This window comes from Drouetiella sp., assembly GCF_059504425.1.
Genome location: NZ_JCACIN010000025.1, coordinates 261,180 through 283,466 on the forward strand (window position 1 = coordinate 261,180; position 22,287 = coordinate 283,466).

A 22,287-nucleotide genomic window follows, 5' to 3' on the forward strand; every position below is an offset into this window, starting at 1 on the left:
CAATTTATCTATAAAGTTAAAAGAGATTAGCAATATTTATGACCCCTTAGGTTAGCCGAATTGACTCAGGAGTGAAGTAGTACCAGCGAATCACCTGTTGAGAAGCAACCTGTATGCATTGAGAGAAACTGACTAGCTGATCCTGTGGACACTCTTCTCCAGTAGGCGCATAGTTCGCTTTTGCATGAGCAATCTCATTACGTGTTGAATACAAGCTTTTAGCAAGAGCTTCTAAAGCTTTAGCTTTATCTTGCTGATTACTCTCGCTAGAAATATGCTTAAAGTCTTTAAGAAGAAAAGAAGGTGCAAGTTTAGCTAGTTCGCTTACCTCACAACATATCAAAATCGTTTGTCGAATTGCTTCTCGATCTTTCTTGAAATTTCGCTGAGTTTCAACAAGATTTTCAAGTTCTGAAATGTATTCAGCATCTGGTTGTAGTGCTCTTGGACTAAGAAGCTTTGCTCTGATAGCCTCATGAGATTGGATGCGAACAACTGTTTGAGATACATACTCTACAACTTTAGTAAAGTATAAAATTTGAACATCTGGATCATTAGAAGCAGTGGCTCGGTTATAAAGCTTTAATAACTCAGATAAACCTTTTCCTAGAAGAAGAGGTCGAAAACGAGGATCTGGAATATAGTTATCGCAGCGTTCATCTAGCCAAGATGTTTCAAGATAAGGACGAGGTGAAACCGATACGCTAATGTTAAGAGAGCTATTCAGCTCAAATAAATAAGACTCAAAAATCTCCCAAATCTTTAATTCAGAAACTCTCTGATTGAATCTAATCTCAATGAATAGATCTGCATCGAGAATTGGAGGAAAATATTTATCATATTCTCCAATTGAAGAAATTAAGATGCCAAAAATAGTGAATCCTTTGGTTAAGGAGCAATGAACTTCGGCACCTTCCAGGATAATACTTTGAAGACAGAATCTTTGAGTGCTTTTTTCAAGGCTGTCAAATAGTTCTGCTTCCTTCTCTCTTTCCAAATTCCATTCTTGAATTAATTTTCCTCTTAATGAATCACTAAGCTCTAAATTATCAGTTTTTTGGCTAAGGTGTAAGATTTTCTCTCTCGCCTCTACTATATTTTTTCGTGTTTCTTCTTCTTTTTCATTCTCTGCTGATGGAATTGCATGATGCAAAAATTGTGAGGCAGCTTCGTTAGAAGGTTCCACTCGAACTAATAGGCGTTTGTTTGATAGGCAAGTTTTATTCTCGTTAAGCTTAGCAACCTGTAGCTCTTCCACCAAATTGATGAATTCTTCGCAAGTAATAACAGCTATTTCATCCCATCTAAAAAGTCCTACTTTTAAAGTGGAATTAGGTTCTACAATTTGATCCTCGTATGTAGAAGCATCAAATGCATCTGATTCAGCCATGTCATATAGAAAATTAGGTGTTTCTGGTGGGTCTAACTCGAACTTGGTAGTCCAGCATATAACTGCTTTAATGAGTTGATCTTGCAATTTAGGTGGTTGAAAACTCAGCATACTGTTTTTGCCTAGCTTATGAATTTCATGGTGAGCTTTCTAAGCAAGATGATTAAGCTTTTGCACTGAACTTAGAAAGTTTTTTAGTGAATTTATGAAGTTGTCTGTAGCAGGTGATGCACTTCAGATTTGAATTGGCGAATGCTTTAACCGCTAGGATCGTCCTCTAGGTTATGACGCTCTATCAATTCTCTACTACTATCTGATTCCAAGAATTGATCGATCGCCTCATTCAATACTTTATTCAAGCTGCTCTGTTTTACCCCTGCAAGTGCTTTCAAGAGTCGATAGACCTCTTTGTCTACGATCGCTCTTACCTCTTGCTTGTCTTTTGCTGTGGGGGACATTAATGAAGGTCTAGACAGAACCCCGACATTATGCCGTATAGTAAACGCTATTACCGTCAATACGACATATGACGGTAAAACTAATGTACCAAAAAGGAGATGCCCATGGTTATGCTTTCTGATGACGAGATCGCCCTGCTCAAGGCGATCCTCACGGCTCTGCGGGGAATCAAGGTTCGGGATATCGACAAAGCCCTCGTGATTTTGTCCAAAGCAGAACAGCGGCTCTGAGCGGTTTCGCGGCTGAAGGGGTGCGTCAAGGTGTATGTGCAAACAAATACCCGAACCGCCCCCTACATCCCCCAGTTCTGGGGGACTGTGAACGGAACCGGGTCGAAAGTCCCCCAGAATTGGGGGATTAGGGGGCGAATGCCGCAGATCCGCTACTTCCCAATCAAACCCTGAGACACTTTATGAAACCTCTGCCAAGAGTCAGCCCGAAAGCTTCAACAGGCTTCTGGGATAAGCTAGAGTGATTTCTATATAAGCCGCATTCTGCAAGCCGTTACAGCGCCCTAGCTATGACCCACACCTTCCTCGATCGCCTCCATAGTCCCGATCGCCCTGTGCTTGTCTTTGATGGCGCAATGGGCACCAACCTTCAGGTACAAGACCTGACTGCCGAAGATTTTGGCGGAGCTGAATATGAAGGGTGCAATGAATACTTAGTCGTCACCAAGCCGGAAGCCGTTGAGAAAGTCCACTGCGACTTTTTGGCGGCAGGGGCAGACGTAATTGAAACGGATACCTTTGGCGCAGCGTCGATCGTCCTCGCTGAGTATGATTTGGGCGATCGCGCCTATGAGCTAAACAAGCTGGCGGCTGAGCTGGCAAAGCGCTGTACGGCAAAATTTACTACACCCGAAAAGCCGCGATTCGTAGCGGGTTCCATAGGGCCGACAACCAAGCTGCCGACCTTGGGGCATATCGACTACGACACGATGAAAGCCACTTTTGTGGAGCAGGTTTTGGGGCTGTATGACGGCGGCGTAGACCTTTTATTAGTCGAAACCTGTCAGGATGTCTTACAAATTAAGGCGGCATTAAACGCGATCGAAGAGGTGTTTACCCAACGGGGCGATCGCCTGCCCTTAATGGTTTCCGTGACGATGGAGATTCAGGGCACGATGCTGGTCGGCTCCGATGTCAGCGCCGTGCTTAGCATTTTGGAGCCTTACCCGATCGATATTCTGGGGCTAAATTGCGCCACCGGACCCGATCGCATGGCGGAGCATATTCAATATTTGTCGCAGCACTCGCCCTTCGTGGTTTCCTGCATTCCCAACGCCGGACTGCCTGAGAACGTCGGCGGTCATGCCCACTACAAGCTGACTCCAATGGAGCTACGGATGGCGCTGCTGCGCTTCGTTGAAGATTTGGGCGTGCAGGTAATTGGCGGCTGCTGCGGCACCCGACCCGATCACATTCAGCAGCTTGCCGAACTCGCGCCCACCCTTCAGCCGAAAGAGCGCCCGGTACGGATTCCTCGCTGGGAGCTAAACGGCAGTGCAGACTCCCTCGATCCGCGTCCGGCGCTGCATTACCCCCCGGCGGCTGCCTCCCTCTACTCCGCGCAGCCCTACGATCAGGACAATTCGTTCCTAATTATTGGCGAACGGCTCAACGCCAGCGGCTCGAAGAAATGCCGAGACTTGCTGAATGCCGAAGATTGGGATGGGCTGGTGGCTCTGGCGCGATCGCAAGTTCGGGAAGGGGCGCATATTCTGGATGTCAACGTGGACTACGTAGGACGAGACGGCGTAAAGGATATGCGCGAACTCGTGTCTCGCCTCGTGACCAACGTCACCCTGCCGCTGATGCTGGACTCAACCGAGTGGCAGAAGATGGAAGCAGGGCTGAAGGTTGCCGGGGGCAAGTGCTTACTCAACTCCACCAACTATGAAGATGGGGATGAGCGCTTCTTCAAGATCTTAGAGATTGCCAAGCAGTACGGCGCGGGGATTGTTGTAGGGACGATCGACGAAGACGGCATGGCGCGGACTGCCGAGAAGAAATTCCAAATTGCCCAACGTGCCTATCGGGACGCGCTGGAATATGGCATTCCGGCTCACGAAATCTTCTATGACACGCTGGCGCTGCCGATCTCGACGGGTATTGAGGAAGACCGAGCCAACGGCAAAGCCACGATCGACTCGATTCGGATGATCCGTGAACATTTGCCGGGAGTACATATCGTCCTAGGGGTTTCCAATATCTCCTTCGGGCTGAGTCCGGCAACCCGCATGGCGCTGAACTCGATGTTTTTGCATGAGGCAACTCAGGCGGGCATGGATGCGGCGATCGTCAGTGCGGCAAAAATTCTGCCTTTGGCGAAGATTGACCCGAAACATCAGGAAGTCTGTCGGCAGTTGATCTACGACGAGCGCCAGTTCGACGGCGATATTTGCAGCTACGATCCGCTGATGGAGCTAACCAAGCTGTTTGAAGGCGTTTCGGCAAAAGAGGCGCGATCGAGTGGATCGATTACCGATTTGGCGATCGAGGAGCGGCTAAAGCGCCACATCATCGACGGTGAGCGGATTGGGCTAGAGGATGCCCTGAAGCTGGCGTTAGAACAGTATCCGCCGCTGACCATCATCAACACGTTCTTGCTCGACGGCATGAAGGTGGTGGGCGAACTCTTCGGCTCCGGACAGATGCAGTTGCCCTTCGTCTTGCAGTCTGCCGAAACCATGAAATCGGCGGTCGCCTTCCTGGAGCCGTTCATGGAAAAAGAGGATTCTAACCAATCCAAGGGCGTTTTCCTGATCGCCACGGTCAAGGGCGACGTGCACGACATCGGCAAAAACCTGGTGGATATCATCCTCACCAACAACGGTTACAAAGTGGTGAACCTGGGCATCAAGCAGCCTGTGGATAACATCATCCAAGCCTATGAGCAGCACAAAGTGGACTGCATTGCCATGAGCGGGCTGCTGGTGAAATCAACCGCCTTCATGAAGGAAAACCTGGAGGTGTTTAACCAGCGCGGCATCACCGTACCCGTGATTCTGGGGGGAGCGGCTCTTACGCCCAAATTTGTCTATGAGGACTGCCAGAATACTTACAAGGGTCGAGTGATTTACGGCAAAGATGCCTTCTCAGATCTGCACTTCATGGACAAGCTGATGCCCGCGAAGCAGTCAGAAAACTGGGATGACCAGAAGGGCTTCTTGGATGAACCAGAGGATGCAGCAGCGATCGCCATCGAGGAAACGGTAGAGGCTGCCCCTAAGCCGATCGCGGAGCCATTGCCGGAAGACACGCGGCGATCGGATGCAGTCAGCCTAGATATTGTTCGACCAGTGCCGCCTTTCTGGGGCACACAGGTTTTGCAGCCGCAGGACATCCCGATCGAAGAGCTGTTCTGGCATCTGGATTTGCAGGCGCTGATTGCCGGACAGTGGCAGTTCCGCAAGCCCAAGGAGCAGTCTCGTGAAGACTACGATGCTTTCCTGCAGGCAAAAGTCTATCCGGTGCTGGAAGAGTGGAAGCAGCGCATCATCAGCGAAAATCTGCTCCATCCCCAGGCGGTCTACGGCTATTTCCCCTGCCTCTCGGAAGGAAACTCGCTGCATATCTATGATGCGCCGACTCGCCCGCTCTCAGAACCTGTCGTCACGTTCAACTTTCCTCGGCAGCGATCGCTCCGGCGGCTCTGTATTGCCGATTTCTTCCAGCCAAAAGAGGCTTTCGAGTCGGGAGGGGCGATCGATGTCTTTCCCATGCAGGCAGTAACCATGGGCGAAGTGGCGACCCAGTTTGCCAAGACGCTGTTTGAATCCAACCAGTACACCGACTACCTCTATTTCCACGGCTTGGCGGTGCAAATGGCGGAGGCTCTGGCGGAATGGACGCACGCCCGGATTCGTCGAGAGCTAGGCTTTGGCGACCAGGAACCCAACAACATTCGGGACATGCTGGCACAGCGCTATCAAGGCTCCCGCTACAGCTTCGGCTATCCGGCTTGCCCAAATATGCTAGACCAGTACAAACAGCTCGACCTGCTCAAGGCTCAGCAGATTGGCCTGTTCATGGACGAAAGCGAGCAAATCTACCCGGAGCAGTCTACTACAGCGATCGTTGCCTATCATCCAGCCGCTAAATACTTTAGTGCCTAGAGTTTTGGCACATAGAATCTACTGAAGTCTGGCAAATCAGGAGGGACTCATGGTGTCTAGCCGCAATTTAATTCATTGGATTACGGAAGATCGGGCCAAGCCGATCGCCCAGGAAGATCCACCGCGATCGCCCAGGGAAACTTTGCCGACCATGTATGATTTGCCCAGCGAAGACCCGGAGGAACCTGGTTTGCCTGACGTTGGCGCTAGCCCGTCGAAAGACGTATTTCATGACTTTCAGCCCCAGTTGCTGAGCCGAACTCTAGCGTTGACAGGCTACAGCCGCACGGATTACTTCACGGCATCTGACCTAAATCTCTACTACGATGTCCATCATCCGCTGTGGCATAAGCGTCCAGATTGGTTCCTGGCGGTGGGGGTGCCGCGCCTGTACGATGGTCATGACCTGCGGAACAGCTATGTTCTGTGGCAGGAAGGCAAGCCGCCCTACGTCGTGGTCGAATTTTTGTCACCCGGCACAGAGGCAGAGGATTTAGGGCGTTTTTATAGCAAAGCTTCTTTAGTTCTAGATGCTCAGGCATCAGACCGCGAGGCCACTCCCTCGGCTTCTGAAGCTGCTGTGTCTGAACCTCCTTTGGGGACAGGCGAGAAGAAAGTTAGAGAAAAACCGCCCGGAAAGCTACGGGTCTATGAAGAGTATTTGCGGGTGCCTTACTACCTGGTCTACAGCCGCTACACCCAAAAGCTACGCTGCTTCAAGCTAGATGGCGGACATTATCAGGAGCAATCTCTCAATTCAGAAAATCCGCTGATTTGGCTGACGGAGCTAGAGATTGGTCTGGGCATCTGGCAAGGCGAATTTGAGGGCGTGACGGCAGCATAGCTGCGCTGGTGCGATCGCGCGGGCAACTGGTTCTTCACCGATACAGAACAGGCTCAGCAGGCAGCAGAACAGGCTCAGCAAGCAGCAGAACAGGCTCAGCAAGTAACAGAACAGGCTCAGACCCAACTGTTACAGGCGGCTCAAAACCTTCTGGAATCAGGAATGGCGAGGGAGCAAGTGATCAAAATGCTGGGTTTATCGGCAGAGCAAGCGCGATCGCTGCTGCCGTCAGTCTAGTAGATCTCCTGCAAATTAGAATTTTTAGATTGGGTGTGGTGCGGGCTATGCCCCCACCACACCCAACTTGCAGGAGGTCTAGCTTTTTGAGGGGTAATAGTCTCGATACCAGCGCACAAAGCGATCGATTCCTTCCTCGATCGTCGTACTGGGCTTGAACCCTACGTCTCGCATCAGATCATCTACATCTGCATAGGTTGTTGGCACATCTCCCGGCTGCATGGGTAGAAAGTTCTTTTGGGCTTCTTTGCCGAGCGCCTGTTCCACCACTTCAATAAATCGCTTTAGCGTCACGGGTTGGTTGTTGCCGATGTTGTAGAGTTTGTAGGGAGCCTGAGTCAGGGCATCTTCTCCGGCAACAGGAATCCTATGCATCACGCGCACTACGCCTTCAATCACATCGTCAATGTAGGTAAAATCGCGCTGCATATCGCCATAGTTATAAACATCGATCGCCTGACCTGACTCGATCGCCTTGACAAACTTGAAATAAGCCATGTCAGGTCTACCCCACTCGCCGTACACCGTGAAGAAGCGTAGTCCGGTCGTAGGCAACTGAAACAAATGGCTATAAGTATGCGCCATCAGCTCGTTGGCTTTTTTGGTGGCGGCATAGAGCGAGATCGGGTGGTCAACATTGTCGCTGGTGGAAAAAGGCGTTTTGGGGTTGACTCCATAGACCGAGCTAGAGGAGGCGAACACCAGATGCTTGACGGCGCTGTGGCGGCAGCCCTCCAGCAGATTGACAAATCCTGTGACGTTGCTGTCTGCATAGGCCAGCGGATTTTCTAGCGAGTAGCGTACGCCTGCTTGAGCCGCCAAATTCACCACGCAGTCAAACTGCTGGGTTTCAAAGAGTGTCGTCATGGCTTGGCGATCGCTCAGATCCAAATACTCGAAGGTGAAACCAGTGTGCGGAGTCAATTGTGCCAGCCGAGCTTTCTTGAGATTGACATCGTAATATTCGTTGAGATTATCGATGCCATACACCTGGAATCCTTCTTTCAAAAGGCGCTGCGCCAGATGATAGCCAATGAATCCTGCAACTCCAGTCACCAATACATGCATAATCAATGCTCTCTATCGAGTTAATGCTCTCTACGGCGTTTAGGCGATCGCCTTGGACTAGATAGTTTAGCTGAATCCGCAGCCTAAAGAGATCTAAAATACAGAGTTCCCAAGATGACGCCAAATCATCAGCGTGAAACAGAGTGCGAAAAAAGCCCGCCGCAGACGGGCTTTTTTCGCACTCCCCGATGTGAAATCTACAAATGAGAACGGTTGTCCTGTAGCGTAGCAACTTGCATTTTTGGGATAAGGCTTGACAATTAAAGATATAGGCTGATTCTTAGGTCACAGATATGGTGCATTCTCAATCGGATCGCCCTTCAGAATTGACGGCAGAGCTGGCATCAGCATCGATCGCTGAATTAGTAGCTGAAATAGAGGCTAAGACCCCAACCGAGACAGGTCAAACGATCGAACAGATCGAGAAAGCGCTGAAAGATATCTACTTTGTCAGCGGCTTGGGCGCAGATGAACGAGTCTTCTATCTGCTGAAATTGGAAGGTTACCAGCCAATTCATATTCGCTGGCTCAAACCCGAACCCGATGAATCGATCGCTGACTATGCCAAACGCCTCACTGCTCAAATTAAGTCCGATCGCCCAATTATTATTGGACTGTCGTTTGGTGGCATCATTTCGATTGAGATTGCCAAGCACATTGAAGTTGAGAAAGTAATACTCATCTCCAGCGCCAAAACCGATGCAGAAATTCCGCTTTACTTTAAACTGTTTCGCTGGCTGCCCATTCATCGCGTGTTTCCCTTCAAGACTTTGCTGTGGACAACCTACAGACTTGCTTACTGGATCTTCAGCCTGGAAACGCCAGATGAATGTCAGCTCTTAAGGGCAATTCTGGTCGATACTGACGCGGATTTCCTCAAATGGGCGCTCCACAAAGTCGTGACCTGGAAAAATCAGACCGTTCCTGACTGTCTGCACCATCTACATGGAACGAGCGATCGCATTTTTCCCATTCACTTTGTGACACCCCATGCAAAAGTTGAGCAAGGGGGACATTTTATGGTGATCAATCGCGCGACTCAAATATCGAGCCTCTTGGAAGGGATTTTGAAAGTTATCTAGAAGACAATAAGGAACATTAAGAACATCTAAGTAGTGTTAAGAGAATATACGTCTGAGGGGATAGATTTTCGCCATTATTGTGACCTTGTTTGACAATCCTACGGAAAATATAAAAATGAAGTCGTGTTTTTGGTACATTGATTAATCTCAACACTCAGAATCTATAGCTCAGCGGTTTTCTGTCATGAAATCAATAGAAAGCTTGACAATACTGTCAGTAGAGCTTCTCCAGTAACCTCAGCACGGTATTAAAACAGGATTTGATCAACAGGAGATAACAATGTCATATACTGCAACACCTACTTCCGCAGCAATGGCGAAGACGGGTGCAGATGTTCAATTGATTGCGCCCTTATCGGGTCGTTTGGTGAAAATCGAAAATGTGCCCGATCCGGTCTTTGCAGAAAAGATGGTGGGCGATGGCATATCGATCGATCCCATCAGCCAAACGTTAGTTGCGCCCTGCGACGGGGAGATCATTCAACTTCATCCCTCCCACCACGCGGTCACGATCAAATCCCCTGAAGGGATAGAAGTGCTGATGCACATTGGGTTGGATACGGTAACGCTCCGAGGCGAAGGATTTGTGCCTCACGTAAAAGTGGGCGATCGCGTCCGGTCAGGCGATGCGCTTATTGACTTTAATGCCGACTATGTAGCAACTCACGCCCGGAGCTTGCTCACACAAATTGTGATCACCAATGGCGAAAAAATAGCTCAGTTTTTGCCCCAGTCGGGAGACGTGATTGCCGGACAAGATTTGTCTTTGACGCTGGTGCTGGCAGGAAATACGCAGGCGACGACCGCTCAGAGTGGCAAGCTTGTGACTTCTGAAGCGATCGCCATTTCCAACCCCACAGGACTACATGCCCGACCTGCTGCGGTTTTGGTGAATTTAGCCAAAAAATATAAGTCCGAGATTCGCCTCAACTCTGGCGATAAATCGGTCAACGCCCGCAGCGTCGTGGCGATTATGGGTCTGGAAGTCGGCAATGGCGATCGCGTTCACCTTACCGCCAAAGGGGAAGATGCCGAAGCCGCGATCGCCGAGCTGAGTCAGGCTTTACAGTCGGGTCTGGGAGAAGAAGGTTTGAAGCCAATCGCGGCTTCGGCAAGTGGGGCAATGCTGGATGCCGCACCCCGGATGCGATCGGATAATCCTAATCTAATTTTGGGCGTCTCGGCTTCTCCGGGTGTAGCGGTCGGCAATATTTTCCGGATTACCCACGAAGAAATCGCGGTTGCCGAAACGGCGCAAAGCCCTAACGAAGAGCGCCGCAAGCTAGAAAAAGCGGTAACTCAGGCAAAGCTAGAAGTTGAGGCATTACGCTCTAAGGTTCACGGTCAGGCAGATGCGGGCAAAGCCGCCATTTTTGCCGCCCATCAGGAGCTACTTGAAGACCCTGAGCTGGTTGATGGTGCCACTAGCGCGATCGATCAAGGCAAAAGTGCCGCCTTTGCCTGGAAGCAATCCTACACATCTCAGGCAACGACCCTCTCTCAGCTTAAAAATCAGCTTCTCGCCGCACGGGCTAATGACCTGCGGGATGTAGGCGATCGCGTTTTACGGATACTGACAGGCGCGGCTATTGCCTCAACTGACTATCCAGCCAACTCAATTCTGGTGGCAGAAGACCTCACCCCCTCCGATACTGCCACAATGGATCGCGGCAAGGTCTTGGGTTTCTGCACCGTCGGCGGTGGAGCCACCTCCCATGTGTCAATCTTGGCGCGGGCAATGGATATCCCGGCGATCGCGGGTGCCGAACAGCGCATTCTTGATCTGGCAAACGGTACTCCCGTGATTCTTGACGGCGGCAAGGGCACCCTGCGGCTCAATCCTGACCCTGCCGAAATGGAGCAGGTACGGCAACGACAAGTCCGACTAAAGGCAAGACGGCAGACTGAGCTAGCGGCAGCCGAGCAACCCGCCATCACTACAGACGGGCACCGGATGGAAATTGTTGCCAACATTGGAAACAAAGCCGATGCCGAAAAAGCCATGACCCTCGGCACTGAGGGCGTAGGGCTACTGCGATCGGAATTCATCTTCCTCGATCGGGCAACTGCCCCGACTGAGGACGAGCAAACCGAGATTTACTCTGGCGTGGCGAAAGTGTTAGGCGATCGTCCGTTGATCATCCGCACCCTCGACATTGGCGGCGACAAACCCCTCGCGTACCTGCCTATGCCCCACGAAGAAAATCCTTTCTTGGGCGAACGGGGAATTCGCATTGGTCTCGATCGTCCCGAAATTTTCCGGACTCAGATTCGTGCCATCCTGAAAGCTTCTCAGTTCGGCAACGTCAAAGTCATGTTCCCCATGATTGCCACGCTAGATGAAATCCGGCTGGCAAAATCCATGATGGAGGAAGAACGCCAGAAGCTAGGTGTTTCCCCCATCTCAGTCGGCATCATGGTAGAAATTCCAGCCACAGCTGTCATTGCTGACCAGTTTGCTAAAGAAGTAGATTTCTTCTCAGTCGGCACCAATGATCTGACCCAATACACCCTAGCCATGGATCGCGGACATCCTAAGCTCGCTCCCTTCTGCGATGGCTTAAATCCGGCAGTCTTGAAGCTGATCGGCATGGCGGCAGCGGCATCCAACCAGCAGGGCAAATGGACAGGCGTTTGCGGCGGCATTGCCAGCGATCCACAGGCTATCCCAATTCTGATTGGTTTAGGCGTAAAGGAACTCAGCGTCAGCGTTCCTACAATTCCTAGCGTCAAAGCCCAAGTGCGCCAGCTGAACTTGCAGCAGTGCCAGGAGCTTGCTCAGAAGGCGATCGCCTGTGACACGGCAGCAGAAGTCAGAGCGCTGTATTCGCCTCAAGAAGACTAATTTTAATCCTCCGTCTATTGGCTATTCGTACATTAGGTAAAAGCGATGTGGAAAAAAGCGTTTTCGTTATTGCAGCAGATGGGAAAGTCCCTGATGCTGCCAGTTTCGGTTTTGCCGATCGCTGGGCTTCTCTTAGGTTTAGGCAGCGCCAAGTTTAGTAAGCCCGAAACTTTCTTCTGGATGCCAGAATTTTTGGCGCAGATCATGAAGGTTTCGGGAGATGCCATTTTCGCCAACCTGCCGCTGATTTTTGCGGTATCTGTGGCGATCGGTTTCACGGGTAATGATGGCGTTTCGGCGCTAGCGGCAACTGTAGGCTTTGCGGTGTTCGTGGCGGCTTTGGGTGCAGCTTCGGTGACGCTTTGGGGGGTCGATCCCAAGACTCTCGATACCGTTATGGGCATTCCCTCGCTGAATACGGGCGTGTTTGGCGGTCTGATCATGGGCTGCATTGCGGCGTATTTGTTCAACAGGTATTTTAGGATTCAACTGCCGCAATATCTGGGCTTCTTTGCGGGCAAGCGGTTTGTGCCGATTATTACTTCTTTGGCAGCGATCGCCTTTGCCATTCTCATGAGTGTCATCTGGCCTCCCATCGGAGCCGCCATCAAAACTGCGGCAAATACGGCGGCGGCAGGTGGCAACGTTGCCTTTACTGCTGCGCTTTATGGCGTAGTGGAGCGATCGCTCCTCCCCTTCGGACTGCACCATATCTGGAACGTGCCCTTCTTCTTCGAAATCGGCTCCTTTACGGATGCGGCGGGTAAAGTTGTTCGTGGCGATATTACGCGCTTCTTTGCTGGAGACAAGACTGCCGGAATTTTGGGCGGGGCTTACTGGTTCAAGATGTTTGGGCTGCCTGCGGCGGCGATCGCCATGTGGCACTCGGCATACCCCAAAAACCGTAAAGTGACGGGCGGCTTGATGCTGTCGGCAGCCTTCACCTCGTTTTTGACGGGCATTACCGAGCCAATCGAGTTCTCCTTCATGTTTGTGGCACCGGGTCTGTATGCCGTTCATGCGCTGATGGCGGGTTTCTGCGACTGGCTGTTCCAGATTATGGGCGGCAAGATGGGCTTTACCTTCTCTCACGGCTTCATCGACTTTGCCTTGTTCAACACGCTAGGAACCAAGTCCTGGCTGATCATTGCCTTTGGCCCGCTGTTTGCGGCGCTCTATTATTTCGTCTTCCGATTTGCCATCAAGCACTTCAACCTGAAAACGCCGGGTCGAGACGATGAAATTGAAGATGCGGCGGTCTTTAGCGGCGACAGCGCCGGATCGGACATGGCGAGAGAGCTGGTGAGAGCCTTTGGCGGTCGCAAGAACATCGCAACGCTGGATGCCTGCATTACCCGTCTGCGGATCACCGTCAACGATATGCAAAAGGTTAACAAGCCCAGGCTAAAGGCGCTAGGCGCATCGGGCGTACTTGAAGTAGGCAATAACGCGCAGGCTATCTTTGGCCCACGATCGGAAAACCTGAAAACCGACATGATCGAATACCTGAAAGGGGCAGGAGCAGAGGCCGATGAAGGCTATGTGTCCCCGGCAGTAGCGACGGCAGTGGCTTCGGCAGCTGCTAATGGCGGCAGTCTGGATACCGCTAATCTAGATACTGCTCCGATCGCTTCCCAGCGCGATCCAGATGCAGCCCGACGGATGCAAGACGCGATCGCGGCCTTGGGAGGCTCTGCCAATATTCTGAATGTCCAGCCCGCTGCCCTAACTCGTTTGCGCGTAGAAGTTGCTGATGAGAGTCAGGTGGACGATGCAGCGCTCCGAGCTAGCGGCGTAGAGGGCGTGATGCATCTACCCGACCATTTGCTGCACCTGCTGGTGGGCTTAAATGCCGATCAATATGCAGAGGAAATGAACAGACAACTGGTGAAATAGTCAAAACTACAGCCCTTTGGGCAATGATCCAAGGGGCTGTAGTTTTGGAACTGCTGAGGCTCACGATGCCAATTCCGTCAGGGTACCCTGCTGGTTTCTTGGAATTTCAATCCAAAACTCTGTGCCCAACCCCGGTTCCGATACACACCGAAGAGTTCCCTTATGTTTTTCAGCAATAATTTGATAGCTAATAGACAATCCTAGTCCTGTGCCTTTACCGACTGGCTTGGTTGTGAAGAACGGATCAAATAATTTTGCCCTCACGGTTTCTGTGATTCCAGGTCCATTGTCTGCAATTCGGATGGCGACACTGTTTATTCCTTGAACCTCTGTTGTAATCGTAATTCTGCTGGGATGGCGGCGAGTTTCCATAGCCGATCGCTGGCTGTTGTAGTCATGCAGCGCATCGATCGCATTGCTCAGAAGATTCATAAAGACCTGATTGAGTTGCCCCGCAAAGCACTCTACTAAAGGCAAATCTCCATACTGTTTAATCACCTCAATCGCAGGATGCTCAGCTTTTGCCTTCAGCCGACTCTGCAAAATTAGCAGGGTACTGTCAATCCCCTCGTGAATATTAACTGCTTTCATCTCGGACTCATCCAGACGAGAAAAATTGCGCAGTGAGAGCACAATCTGACGAATCCGATCTGCCCCTAATTTCATTGAAGAAATGATTTTTGGTAGATCTTCAGTTAAAAAAGCTAGATCGATGGTTTCACTATGCTTCTCAATTTCTAGGCATGGATTGGGATAGAACTGGCGGTAGAGATGCAAAAGCTCCAGCAAATCCTGCGTGTACTCGTTGGCGTGCTTTAAATTGCCATGTATAAAGTTCACAGGATTGTTAATCTCGTGAGCAATTCCAGCCACTAACTGCCCAAGACTCGACATCTTCTCAGTCTGGATCAATTGAGTCTGGGTTCGCTGTAGTTCCCCAAGCGCTTGCTTCAGCTTTGTCGCCTGAGCTTCAGCAATTTCAGCTAAATTCTCTTTAATTTGCAAGGCGCTTCGTAATTGTGCCTGCTGCTGAGTTAGCTCTTCTGTTAACTTTTTTGTGTCAGCTAGAGCTACGTTCTTGGCTTGCAGCAAAAAAAGAAAGTCAACAACCGGATCGTGGGTTGCAAAATCCTTTAGCTTAATCCCCAAAGGAGTCAGGCTAGCCGTGTCAGTGACCCAAGGCGATCCCAGGAAGAAAATTATATCCTGGTCTTCTACACACATCATCTGCCCCTTGATTTGCATCCCGTTATGGAGAGACTCCAGGATGAAGAGGGAGCGAGATTGTTTCTTAATGGCATCAAACTCAAATTCAATGGTTGGACGATTGATTTGAAAATGCTCCTCGATCTGGCTGCCCACCAACGCTGTAGGAACAACGCGCCGCAGAACTTCCCCAGCCTGTAGAACTTCGCGATCGCGGTTGAGCACCAAATGAAACGGAAAGGCATTGGAAAATAGCTGCGGCGGCAGACAGAGAGAAGGAGAACCCATGATTATTCAGGTTTGCTTATACTTGATTGAAAATTCATCGTGCTCAGCACCTTCCTCTCGACTTTGAGTTTGAGTCACTTCAACCTCTGTATCAAAGCGAGTGCCCAGCCCTTTAACCAACCCCACCACCATTGGGGCTAGTCCTTCTCGGCTAGAGTGATAGTGAAGGTTTAGAGCCTCTCCAGTTTGCTGCGTACAGTCAAAGGAGGGGGGGTTAAGCTGAGGAAAAATAACCCCAACACGAGCATGGAGATTGTCCAGGTTTTCTAAAAACTCTGGCAGATTATCGCCACTCATTTCCATCATTTCGCCGTAGCCTTCCTGAGCCGTGTACGTCACCCAAAACTCGCCAAAAGCCTGCATGATTTCTGAAGCAGATAAGCCTAAAACTTCGCTGGCAGCTTTGACTAGCTTGTGGGTTACATCATCGGGATACCCTTCCATACTGATAAAGGTATCCATCTCTAAGTTTGCTTTTTGCTTAATTTCCTTCCAGGTATTTGCACCAAAATGACTGCATACCATGTCTTCGATTGCTTTGTTCACAAGTCCGTACATATAATCCTCCGGCTGATCTAACAGTTGGCTTTTATAATTAGTCGCTTTTTTAGCCGCTTTTACAGTTAATCTAAAATTCCCCGTTTTCTCGCCATAGCAACAATTCAAGCTATTAATTCCGCTGTTAGCAGTTTCTCAGTCATCTTGCTATCCAGAGGAACAGAGAAAAAATACCCCTGTCCGCTTTCGCATTGCAGTTCTCTCAGTCGTGCTAGTTGCGGGGCAGTTTCAATTCCTTCAGCAACGGCATCCATCCCTAAACTTTGAGCAAGCAACACAACGGTACGAATGATCTCTAGCTTTTCAGCATCTGTATCCACACTCTGAATAAATGAGCGATCAATCTTCAATGTATTCACAGGAAAGCGGCTGAGATAACTCAAGGATGAGTAGCCAGTACCGAAATCATCCATTGACAACTGAATCCCCAGCGCTTGAAGTTCCAATAAAGTACTTGTTGTAAACTCTACATTTTCCATCAGAATGCTTTCGGTGATTTCCAAGTTCAATCGGTGAGCATCCATTCCAGTTTCTTGCAGAATTTGTTGAATTTGGACAATGAAATTCGTCTGAGAAAATTGCTTACCAGAGATATTCACACTGATGGCTAAATTATGAGCAACCGGAAATTCCTGTTTCCAATGTTGCATTTGGCGACAAGCCTCCTGCAACACCCACCCTCCCAAGGGAATAATCAATCCAGTCTCTTCAGCTACAGAAATAAACTCTCCAGGAAAAATAAGACCTCGTTCTGGGTGAACCCAGCGAATTAGCGCCTCGAAACCGATAATTTTTTGGCTTTCCAACGCCACAATTGGCTGGTAGTGTAATTGAAACTCCTGGCGCTCGATCGCTCGGCGCAGATCGGTTTCTAACTGTAGCAGTGCTACTGCCCGCACATGCATTGCGGTATCAAAGATCTGATACTGGGCTTTACCCATGCTTTTAGCGTGATACATGGCAGTATCCGCATCGCGCAGTAATTCTTGAGGATGTTCATAGCCTGTTGTATTGAGAGCAATGCCAATACTGGTACTGGCGAAGATCTCATTCCTACCTAGGTGAAACGGCAGCATTAGCTCTTCTTGCAATCGCTCAGCTACTTGAATGACGTAGGAACTATCTTGGATATCTTCAAGCAAAATGGCAAACTCGTCACCCCCCAAGCGAGCGATCAGATCGCCACGACGCAGACAGTTCTCTAATCTGCGGGAGATGGCGATCAGGAGTTGGTCACCGATAATATGACCAAGACTATCGTTGATGACTTTGAAGCGATCGAGATCCAGAAAAAGAACGGCGAATAAACAGCCTTCTTGCCGTTTTGTTAGGGCGATCGCCTGCCCCAGTCGCTCCATAAATAAAGCCCGGTTAGCTAAACCCGTTAGCCCGTCATGTAAGGCATCATGAATGAGCTGCTCTTCAACCCGTTTGCGCTCAGAAATATCACGACAAACAATTACGCCTCCTCTGAGCACCTCGTTTTTATCTTTGAGCGGTCTTCCGGTCGCTGTAACCCAAACACCGTCGGGTGTTTGAGCATGGCACACAAACATTTCGACATCATTAACCTTCTCGCCACGAATAGAGCGCTCTAAGGGTAAATCTTCAACGTTAAACGGAGTCTGGCGATCGGGGAGATAGAAATTTAGCGTTTGTGAGCATTTAGTTGCAACTGAGTGATTTTCAACTGAGTGATTTTCAACTAAATGTTTGGCGGTCGAGCCAAACATCCGTTCCGCTGCTGGATTAAAGACCAGGAAATTCCTGTTCTCATCCGCAACGATGACCGCATCACCCATGCTGTCCAAAATTGATTTCAGACTTTCTGAAATTTCTGTTTGCTTCAGCAGTGCTGCTTCGATTTGCTTTCGCTGGTTAAACTGCCCTACCTTGATGCCAATATCAACCATCATTTCCAGCAAGTTATCGTCGGGCTGACAGGACTTATGGCTAAAAAACTCAAGCACCCCGATGACTTCAGTGCCATTTTGGATCGGTAGCCCAAACCCACCCTGGAGCTTTGCCTCGATCGCATGGAGTCTACAGGGCGAATTGGAATCTGTGACGATATTTTCTATCCAAATCGGTTCACGCTCATGCCAAACACAGCCCGCTAGACCTATTCCCATGGGCAGAGTCAGCATCCGAGTCAACAGCTCAAATTCTTTGAAATGTTCCGGAACCGCAGTCCAAACTCCTTGACACTTCAAGACATTGGCTGATGGATCAACTAGCCACAGCACACCCACCTGCCAATCTAATGCAGTACCGATCGCCGCCAAAATTTTGATTGTTGCCTCACCAAAGGTTGCCGATTCCGCCAGGATGTGGGTTACAGCATAGAGGGTAGACAGCCTTTGATTGGTCTGACGGAGTTCTGATCGTTGCCGAGTCAATTCATCCGTCAGTTTCTTAGCGTCAGATAAAGCCGTGTTTTGAGCTTGAAGTAAAAAGAGAAAATCAACAACTGGATCATGAATTGCAAAATCGCTAAGGGTGATTCTGTAGGATTTTAATGAAGCAATGTCCGTTACCCAAGGAGAGCATAAGAAAAAGAGAATATCTGACTGTTCGACATACACCATCTGTCCCTTGAGCTTCATCCCATTTTGCAGCGATTCCAACAGGAACAGCGATCGCGTCCGCTTGCGGATCTGATCAAACTCTATGCCGATATTAGGGCGATCGACACGGAAATGCTGCTCAAGCTGGCTTCCTGTAGATAACTCAGGATAGATTTTCTGTAAAACGTCTCCAACCTGAATAATCTCGCGATTACGATTGAAGACAAGATGAAATGGAAAAACCTCCGTGAATAGATCGGGGATTAACTTAAAGCAGGATAACGATTGAACGCTTTTAGGTTGGGATGAACTAGATGGCGGTATGATTGCACTTAACATTCTTTTTCCTGCAAACCCTTCACAGCGTGATCAGCAATGAGATTTGTCTCTGGTCATACGGAAAGAAGCTGAAGTGATTTTGTTGGATAAATCAGTGTAGATGTTTGGCGTAAAATCCCGTCGAAGAATCGCACTCTTGCATTCATAGCATCTAAAATTGCGCGGTTCACATCCATCGCAACTTCAGTGCTGGTAATACGAGGTTCGATTAAAGCCGCTAACTTGGCGGCGTGACTATCATCTACATCAATATGAACATCAAAAAAGATGAGCGCTTCCTTGGATAAGAATGCTGCCTCAGCAATCCCATTTTGAATCTGAGTGTAAAGTGTGCTGACGATCCCTTCTGAAGCAAAACAGACGGCTCCTAAAGCTGCCAGATAATCGTATTGATGCGGCAGGTTTAGATAGGTGTCGATTAAGTGGCGGGTTTCGGGTTCAGTTGGCAAGGCTGCCAGCGTCTGATCATCAATACCCAGTTCGCGTGTGAAGTGCCGGAACAACTCTGGATGGGCGAGCTTAGGGTCTCCCTGACCCATTTCATCAAATAAGTTTTCCAGAATCACCAGTTGAGCCGATTCATCCGGACAGCAAGACAAAATACCTGCCAAAATGCGGTTAAATTCTTTAGAGAACTTGTACATCTGAACAGCAAGCATCTGCACTTCTGCTAAAGTGAGCTGACTTGTCTGACAACGGATCAAAAACTCATGGCTCCAGAGAGGATGATCGGCGGTCACTTCGTGGAATGTTTGCATGACGGAAGAAGAGAGTGAATTCATCGGGACACCTGCACAGCTAAATGAAGTGGATAGTCAATCAGGGGGGTAAAAAAAGAGGGATCAAGCGCCACATGCTCTTGCAGCACCCGCAGTTCCCGCAAGGTTGGCATGGTATTAAACCCAGCGGCTTTCAGAGCGTCGAAGTAGTCTTCTAGGGTTTTATGGACAAGCTGTACATCTAGCCAAGAGCCATCCCGTTTCCAAATTCGTCCGGGAAACTGGCGATCGCGCTGGCTAAAATAACCTGCTCCATCAACTTGAAAATAGAAGGGATATTCTGGCTGCCGCATATAAGGAAATGCCGGATGCGGCACGCTGAAAATAAATCGTCCACCCGGTCGGAGAATTCGGGAGACCTCCGCCATGCATTGCTGAGTCTGCTCAGTGGTTAAGTAATTGAACAAAAAGACGGCTACTACGAGATCGAGCTGATGATCGCCAAACTGCGACAGGTCAGTGGCACAGCCGACCTCATACTGGATACCCAAGCCCTCTTGAGATTCCTGCGATCGTGCCGCCTCGATCATGCTCTGGGATAAATCAATGCCCATTGCCTCGGCTCCTCTACGGCGCAGCTCTCGGCTGCAATAGCCCTCGCCACAGCCCAAATCAAGGACTTGTAGCCCAGCAACTGGCTCACACAACGCCAAAATTGCCGGACGCGCCGTAAAGTCTGAGAGGGAACTGGGTTCTCCCCGTACCCACTTAGGTGCCGTATCGTTGTACAAATCTCTAGTTGAATGAGTGTGAGTTTGCATGTGTTGCTGAATTCATGAGGAGTAGTGGTCAGGACAAAGCCCTAACCTGAGAGAAAATCTAGCCGGATTGGCTGAGCGTTACACCCTGATGCCTGGAGCGTTAAAACACACCCTGATGCCTGGAGCGTTAAAACATCTGGACGGTACGGTAATCCCTGGTATAGAGGGGAACCGCACCCGAATTGTTTTTCCTGGCTTTAGCGGCTTCGACAGACTCATCGAACACAATCAGTGAGTCTGTGCCCACCTTCAACCAGTCTTCATAGGGCACACTCATATCTGTTTCCACGCCGCCGCCGCTGGGAGGCACCATTGCCCTGTAAGCTTCGTTAAATTTTCGACGGAAGCGAAAATCAACGGAGATTCGTACGCCATCGGAGACTCGTCTCACGGTTTGGTGGAGTCCGCGCGCATCGTTGAAGTACATCGTGCCGTGCTGCAAGCTGGCATTGTCGTAGGAGACTACCATGGGGATGTCTCGCCCTTCGCTAAAGTCGGACATCACTCGCATCGAGGGCAATTCCATTTCGCGGGGCATTTCTCCCGCTTCAATGGTGATGTTTTCGATGTCACCAAAGAGAGGCAGAACGACCACTGTGGCATCTGCCGCCACCCCAGCCCAAACGTCGCTGTGGCGCTTGGTGCTAGTGAACGGCAGCCGCAATTTATCCGCAGCCATCTTGCCATAAACAATACGGAGATTGACAGGCAGATCGACGGCATCGATCAGGTCATTGGCGCCTAGCTGACGGAAGGCGTTAGCCACGCTTTTTTGAAAGGTATTGAATTCTAGAATATGCTCACGCTTAGGCATGAGTAGCCCAGTTCCCATGTAGTTAGGAATTGTGCCTTTAGCTTCTAGAAGCCGTTCCAGCATTTCTGCTTCAGATAAGATAACGGGGCTGTTTAAACAGGCAGAAACATAGCCAGCGGCAGCAATCTGGATTTGCTGAAATAGCTCAGGTTTCAGCGTGTGTTCAAAGAGTAGGCGATAGTCCCGGCGGGTGGCAATTCTGGAGGCTAGCTCATCAAAAAGCCGATCGCCGAGTTGAGAAAAGGCGATCGCCTCCTCCTCTGTGACTTGATGAGCTAGCTTTGTTCGTTCTATCAGTCCCCTAACCATTTTTCTGTTCCTTACTTTCTAGAGGTGGCGATCGTTTTTGCTACTTAAACTCCAATACTTAGAGATCACCATCGAAATGGAAATCATCCTCATCAATCAATTCGTTAAGTGGATTGGTGAAAGTTCAATAAGTTGTTTTAGTCTGGCAATGTGTCCTTAAGACCTATTCTTCTTTAAGTCCTAAAACCATGTTTTGGTTTTAGATAATCTTCGTTGCTAGATGATTTTGTTCTAACAGCTAAGTTTATTCATTGCAATCGTTGAAAATACAGAGATAGGATTCCAATTAATTGAAAATAAAGGCGTTTATTTTTTTCAAATATGCTGCTAGCAATCCTTTTAACTATTCAAAGCCTTATCTAGCCGTTGATTGATGAATAGACTACATTGCTTCTTTATGTAGATAAAAAGCATCTTCATATAGAACTTATTTAGGTTTTTTGTATTCCTGATTCATTAGATTAGAGAGGTATCAGCAATTTTAGTGATGTGAGTTCAGCTATTTGGCTGAGTCCAATATTTTGAGTTGTAAAGAATTCAGTATTGGTGATTTCTATAACCAGGCCTGAGCGGATGACATAACTCAGTTAACAGTCGGGGCGTGCAAGGAGCGATCGTTAACTGAGTTATATCTATTTCCAGTATTTTGAGTTCAATTTAGCCTTTGTAGCAATTCAGCCAACACACGCTTGAAAAGTGTCGTGGGCGGGCGTAACCCGACTGAG

The 22,287-nt window shown here is 49.3% G+C and carries 15 protein-coding genes; 6 read left to right on the top strand and 9 right to left on the bottom strand.

What is annotated here, in order from left to right; translation table 11 throughout:
• Positions 1–46 precede the first annotated feature (46 nt).
• Together AC5JMP_RS06770 and AC5JMP_RS06775 are read right to left on the bottom strand one after the other, a co-directional pair.
• The gene (locus AC5JMP_RS06770; protein WP_495850669.1) at positions 47–1,501 is read right to left on the bottom strand and encodes a hypothetical protein; all 1,455 of its coding nucleotides are present in this window, start codon (positions 1,499–1,501) and stop codon (positions 47–49) included.
• 146 nt (positions 1,502–1,647) lie between these two features.
• A complete protein-coding gene (locus AC5JMP_RS06775; protein ID WP_495850670.1) occupies positions 1,648–1,848 on the bottom strand; it encodes a hypothetical protein in 201 nt (66 codons plus the stop codon).
• Between the two features lie 105 nt (positions 1,849–1,953).
• On the opposite strand from AC5JMP_RS06775, the gene AC5JMP_RS06780 reads away from it, so the two are divergent.
• From AC5JMP_RS06780 to AC5JMP_RS06790, 3 genes are all read left to right on the top strand, one after another.
• On the top strand, positions 1,954–2,079 hold the full coding sequence (locus tag AC5JMP_RS06780; protein WP_495850671.1) for a hypothetical protein: 126 nt from the start codon (positions 1,954–1,956) through the stop codon (positions 2,077–2,079).
• A 290-nt stretch (positions 2,080–2,369) separates the two neighbouring features.
• Positions 2,370–5,969, top strand: a complete 3,600-nt coding sequence (metH, locus tag AC5JMP_RS06785; RefSeq protein ID WP_495850672.1) for a methionine synthase — start codon at positions 2,370–2,372, stop codon at positions 5,967–5,969.
• 49 nt (positions 5,970–6,018) lie between these two features.
• Positions 6,019–6,813: a PDDEXK family nuclease gene (locus AC5JMP_RS06790; protein ID WP_495850673.1), complete on the top strand. Its 795-nt coding sequence runs from the start codon at positions 6,019–6,021 to the stop codon at positions 6,811–6,813.
• Positions 6,814–7,128: 315 nt separating this feature from the next.
• On the opposite strand, the gene AC5JMP_RS06795 is transcribed toward AC5JMP_RS06790, so the two are convergent.
• A complete protein-coding gene (locus AC5JMP_RS06795; protein ID WP_495850674.1) occupies positions 7,129–8,118 on the bottom strand; it encodes an NAD-dependent epimerase in 990 nt (329 codons plus the stop codon).
• Between the two features lie 293 nt (positions 8,119–8,411).
• Between AC5JMP_RS06795 and AC5JMP_RS06800 the strand changes: the two genes are divergently transcribed.
• The 3 genes from AC5JMP_RS06800 to ptsG all read left to right on the top strand — a co-directional run bounded on the left by AC5JMP_RS06800 (position 8,412) and on the right by ptsG (position 13,941).
• Complete coding sequence (locus AC5JMP_RS06800; protein ID WP_495850675.1) at positions 8,412–9,200, top strand: alpha/beta hydrolase; 789 nt, start codon at positions 8,412–8,414, stop codon at positions 9,198–9,200.
• Between the two features lie 280 nt (positions 9,201–9,480).
• Positions 9,481–12,045, top strand: a complete 2,565-nt coding sequence (gene ptsP, locus AC5JMP_RS06805; protein WP_495850676.1) for a phosphoenolpyruvate--protein phosphotransferase — start codon at positions 9,481–9,483, stop codon at positions 12,043–12,045.
• A gap of 45 nt (positions 12,046–12,090) precedes the next feature.
• Positions 12,091–13,941 carry a glucose-specific PTS transporter subunit IIBC gene (ptsG, locus tag AC5JMP_RS06810; RefSeq protein WP_495850677.1) on the top strand — a complete coding sequence of 617 codons (1,851 nt, stop codon included), beginning with the start codon at positions 12,091–12,093 and terminating at the stop codon, positions 13,939–13,941.
• A 60-nt stretch (positions 13,942–14,001) separates the two neighbouring features.
• Here ptsG and AC5JMP_RS06815 read toward each other — a convergent pair whose 3' ends face one another.
• From AC5JMP_RS06815 to AC5JMP_RS06840, 6 genes are all read right to left on the bottom strand, one after another.
• Positions 14,002–15,435, bottom strand: a complete 1,434-nt coding sequence (locus tag AC5JMP_RS06815) for an ATP-binding protein (RefSeq protein WP_495850678.1) — start codon at positions 15,433–15,435, stop codon at positions 14,002–14,004.
• Between the two features lie 6 nt (positions 15,436–15,441).
• Positions 15,442–15,993: a heme NO-binding domain-containing protein gene (locus AC5JMP_RS06820; protein WP_495850679.1), complete on the bottom strand. Its 552-nt coding sequence runs from the start codon at positions 15,991–15,993 to the stop codon at positions 15,442–15,444.
• A 104-nt stretch (positions 15,994–16,097) separates the two neighbouring features.
• The gene (locus AC5JMP_RS06825) at positions 16,098–18,899 is read right to left on the bottom strand and encodes an EAL domain-containing protein (RefSeq protein ID WP_495850680.1); all 2,802 of its coding nucleotides are present in this window, start codon (positions 18,897–18,899) and stop codon (positions 16,098–16,100) included.
• Between the two features lie 53 nt (positions 18,900–18,952).
• Positions 18,953–19,681 (bottom strand): iron-containing redox enzyme family protein, encoded by a 729-nt coding sequence (locus AC5JMP_RS06830; protein ID WP_495850681.1) that lies wholly within the window; start codon positions 19,679–19,681, stop codon positions 18,953–18,955.
• Positions 19,678–20,439: a class I SAM-dependent methyltransferase gene (locus AC5JMP_RS06835; RefSeq protein WP_495850682.1), complete on the bottom strand. Its 762-nt coding sequence runs from the start codon at positions 20,437–20,439 to the stop codon at positions 19,678–19,680. The genes AC5JMP_RS06830 and AC5JMP_RS06835 overlap by 4 nt, the downstream gene beginning before the upstream one ends.
• Positions 20,440–20,566: 127 nt before the next feature.
• Positions 20,567–21,562 (bottom strand): hypothetical protein, encoded by a 996-nt coding sequence (locus AC5JMP_RS06840; protein ID WP_495850683.1) that lies wholly within the window; start codon positions 21,560–21,562, stop codon positions 20,567–20,569.
• Between the last annotated feature and the right edge of the window lie 725 nt (positions 21,563–22,287).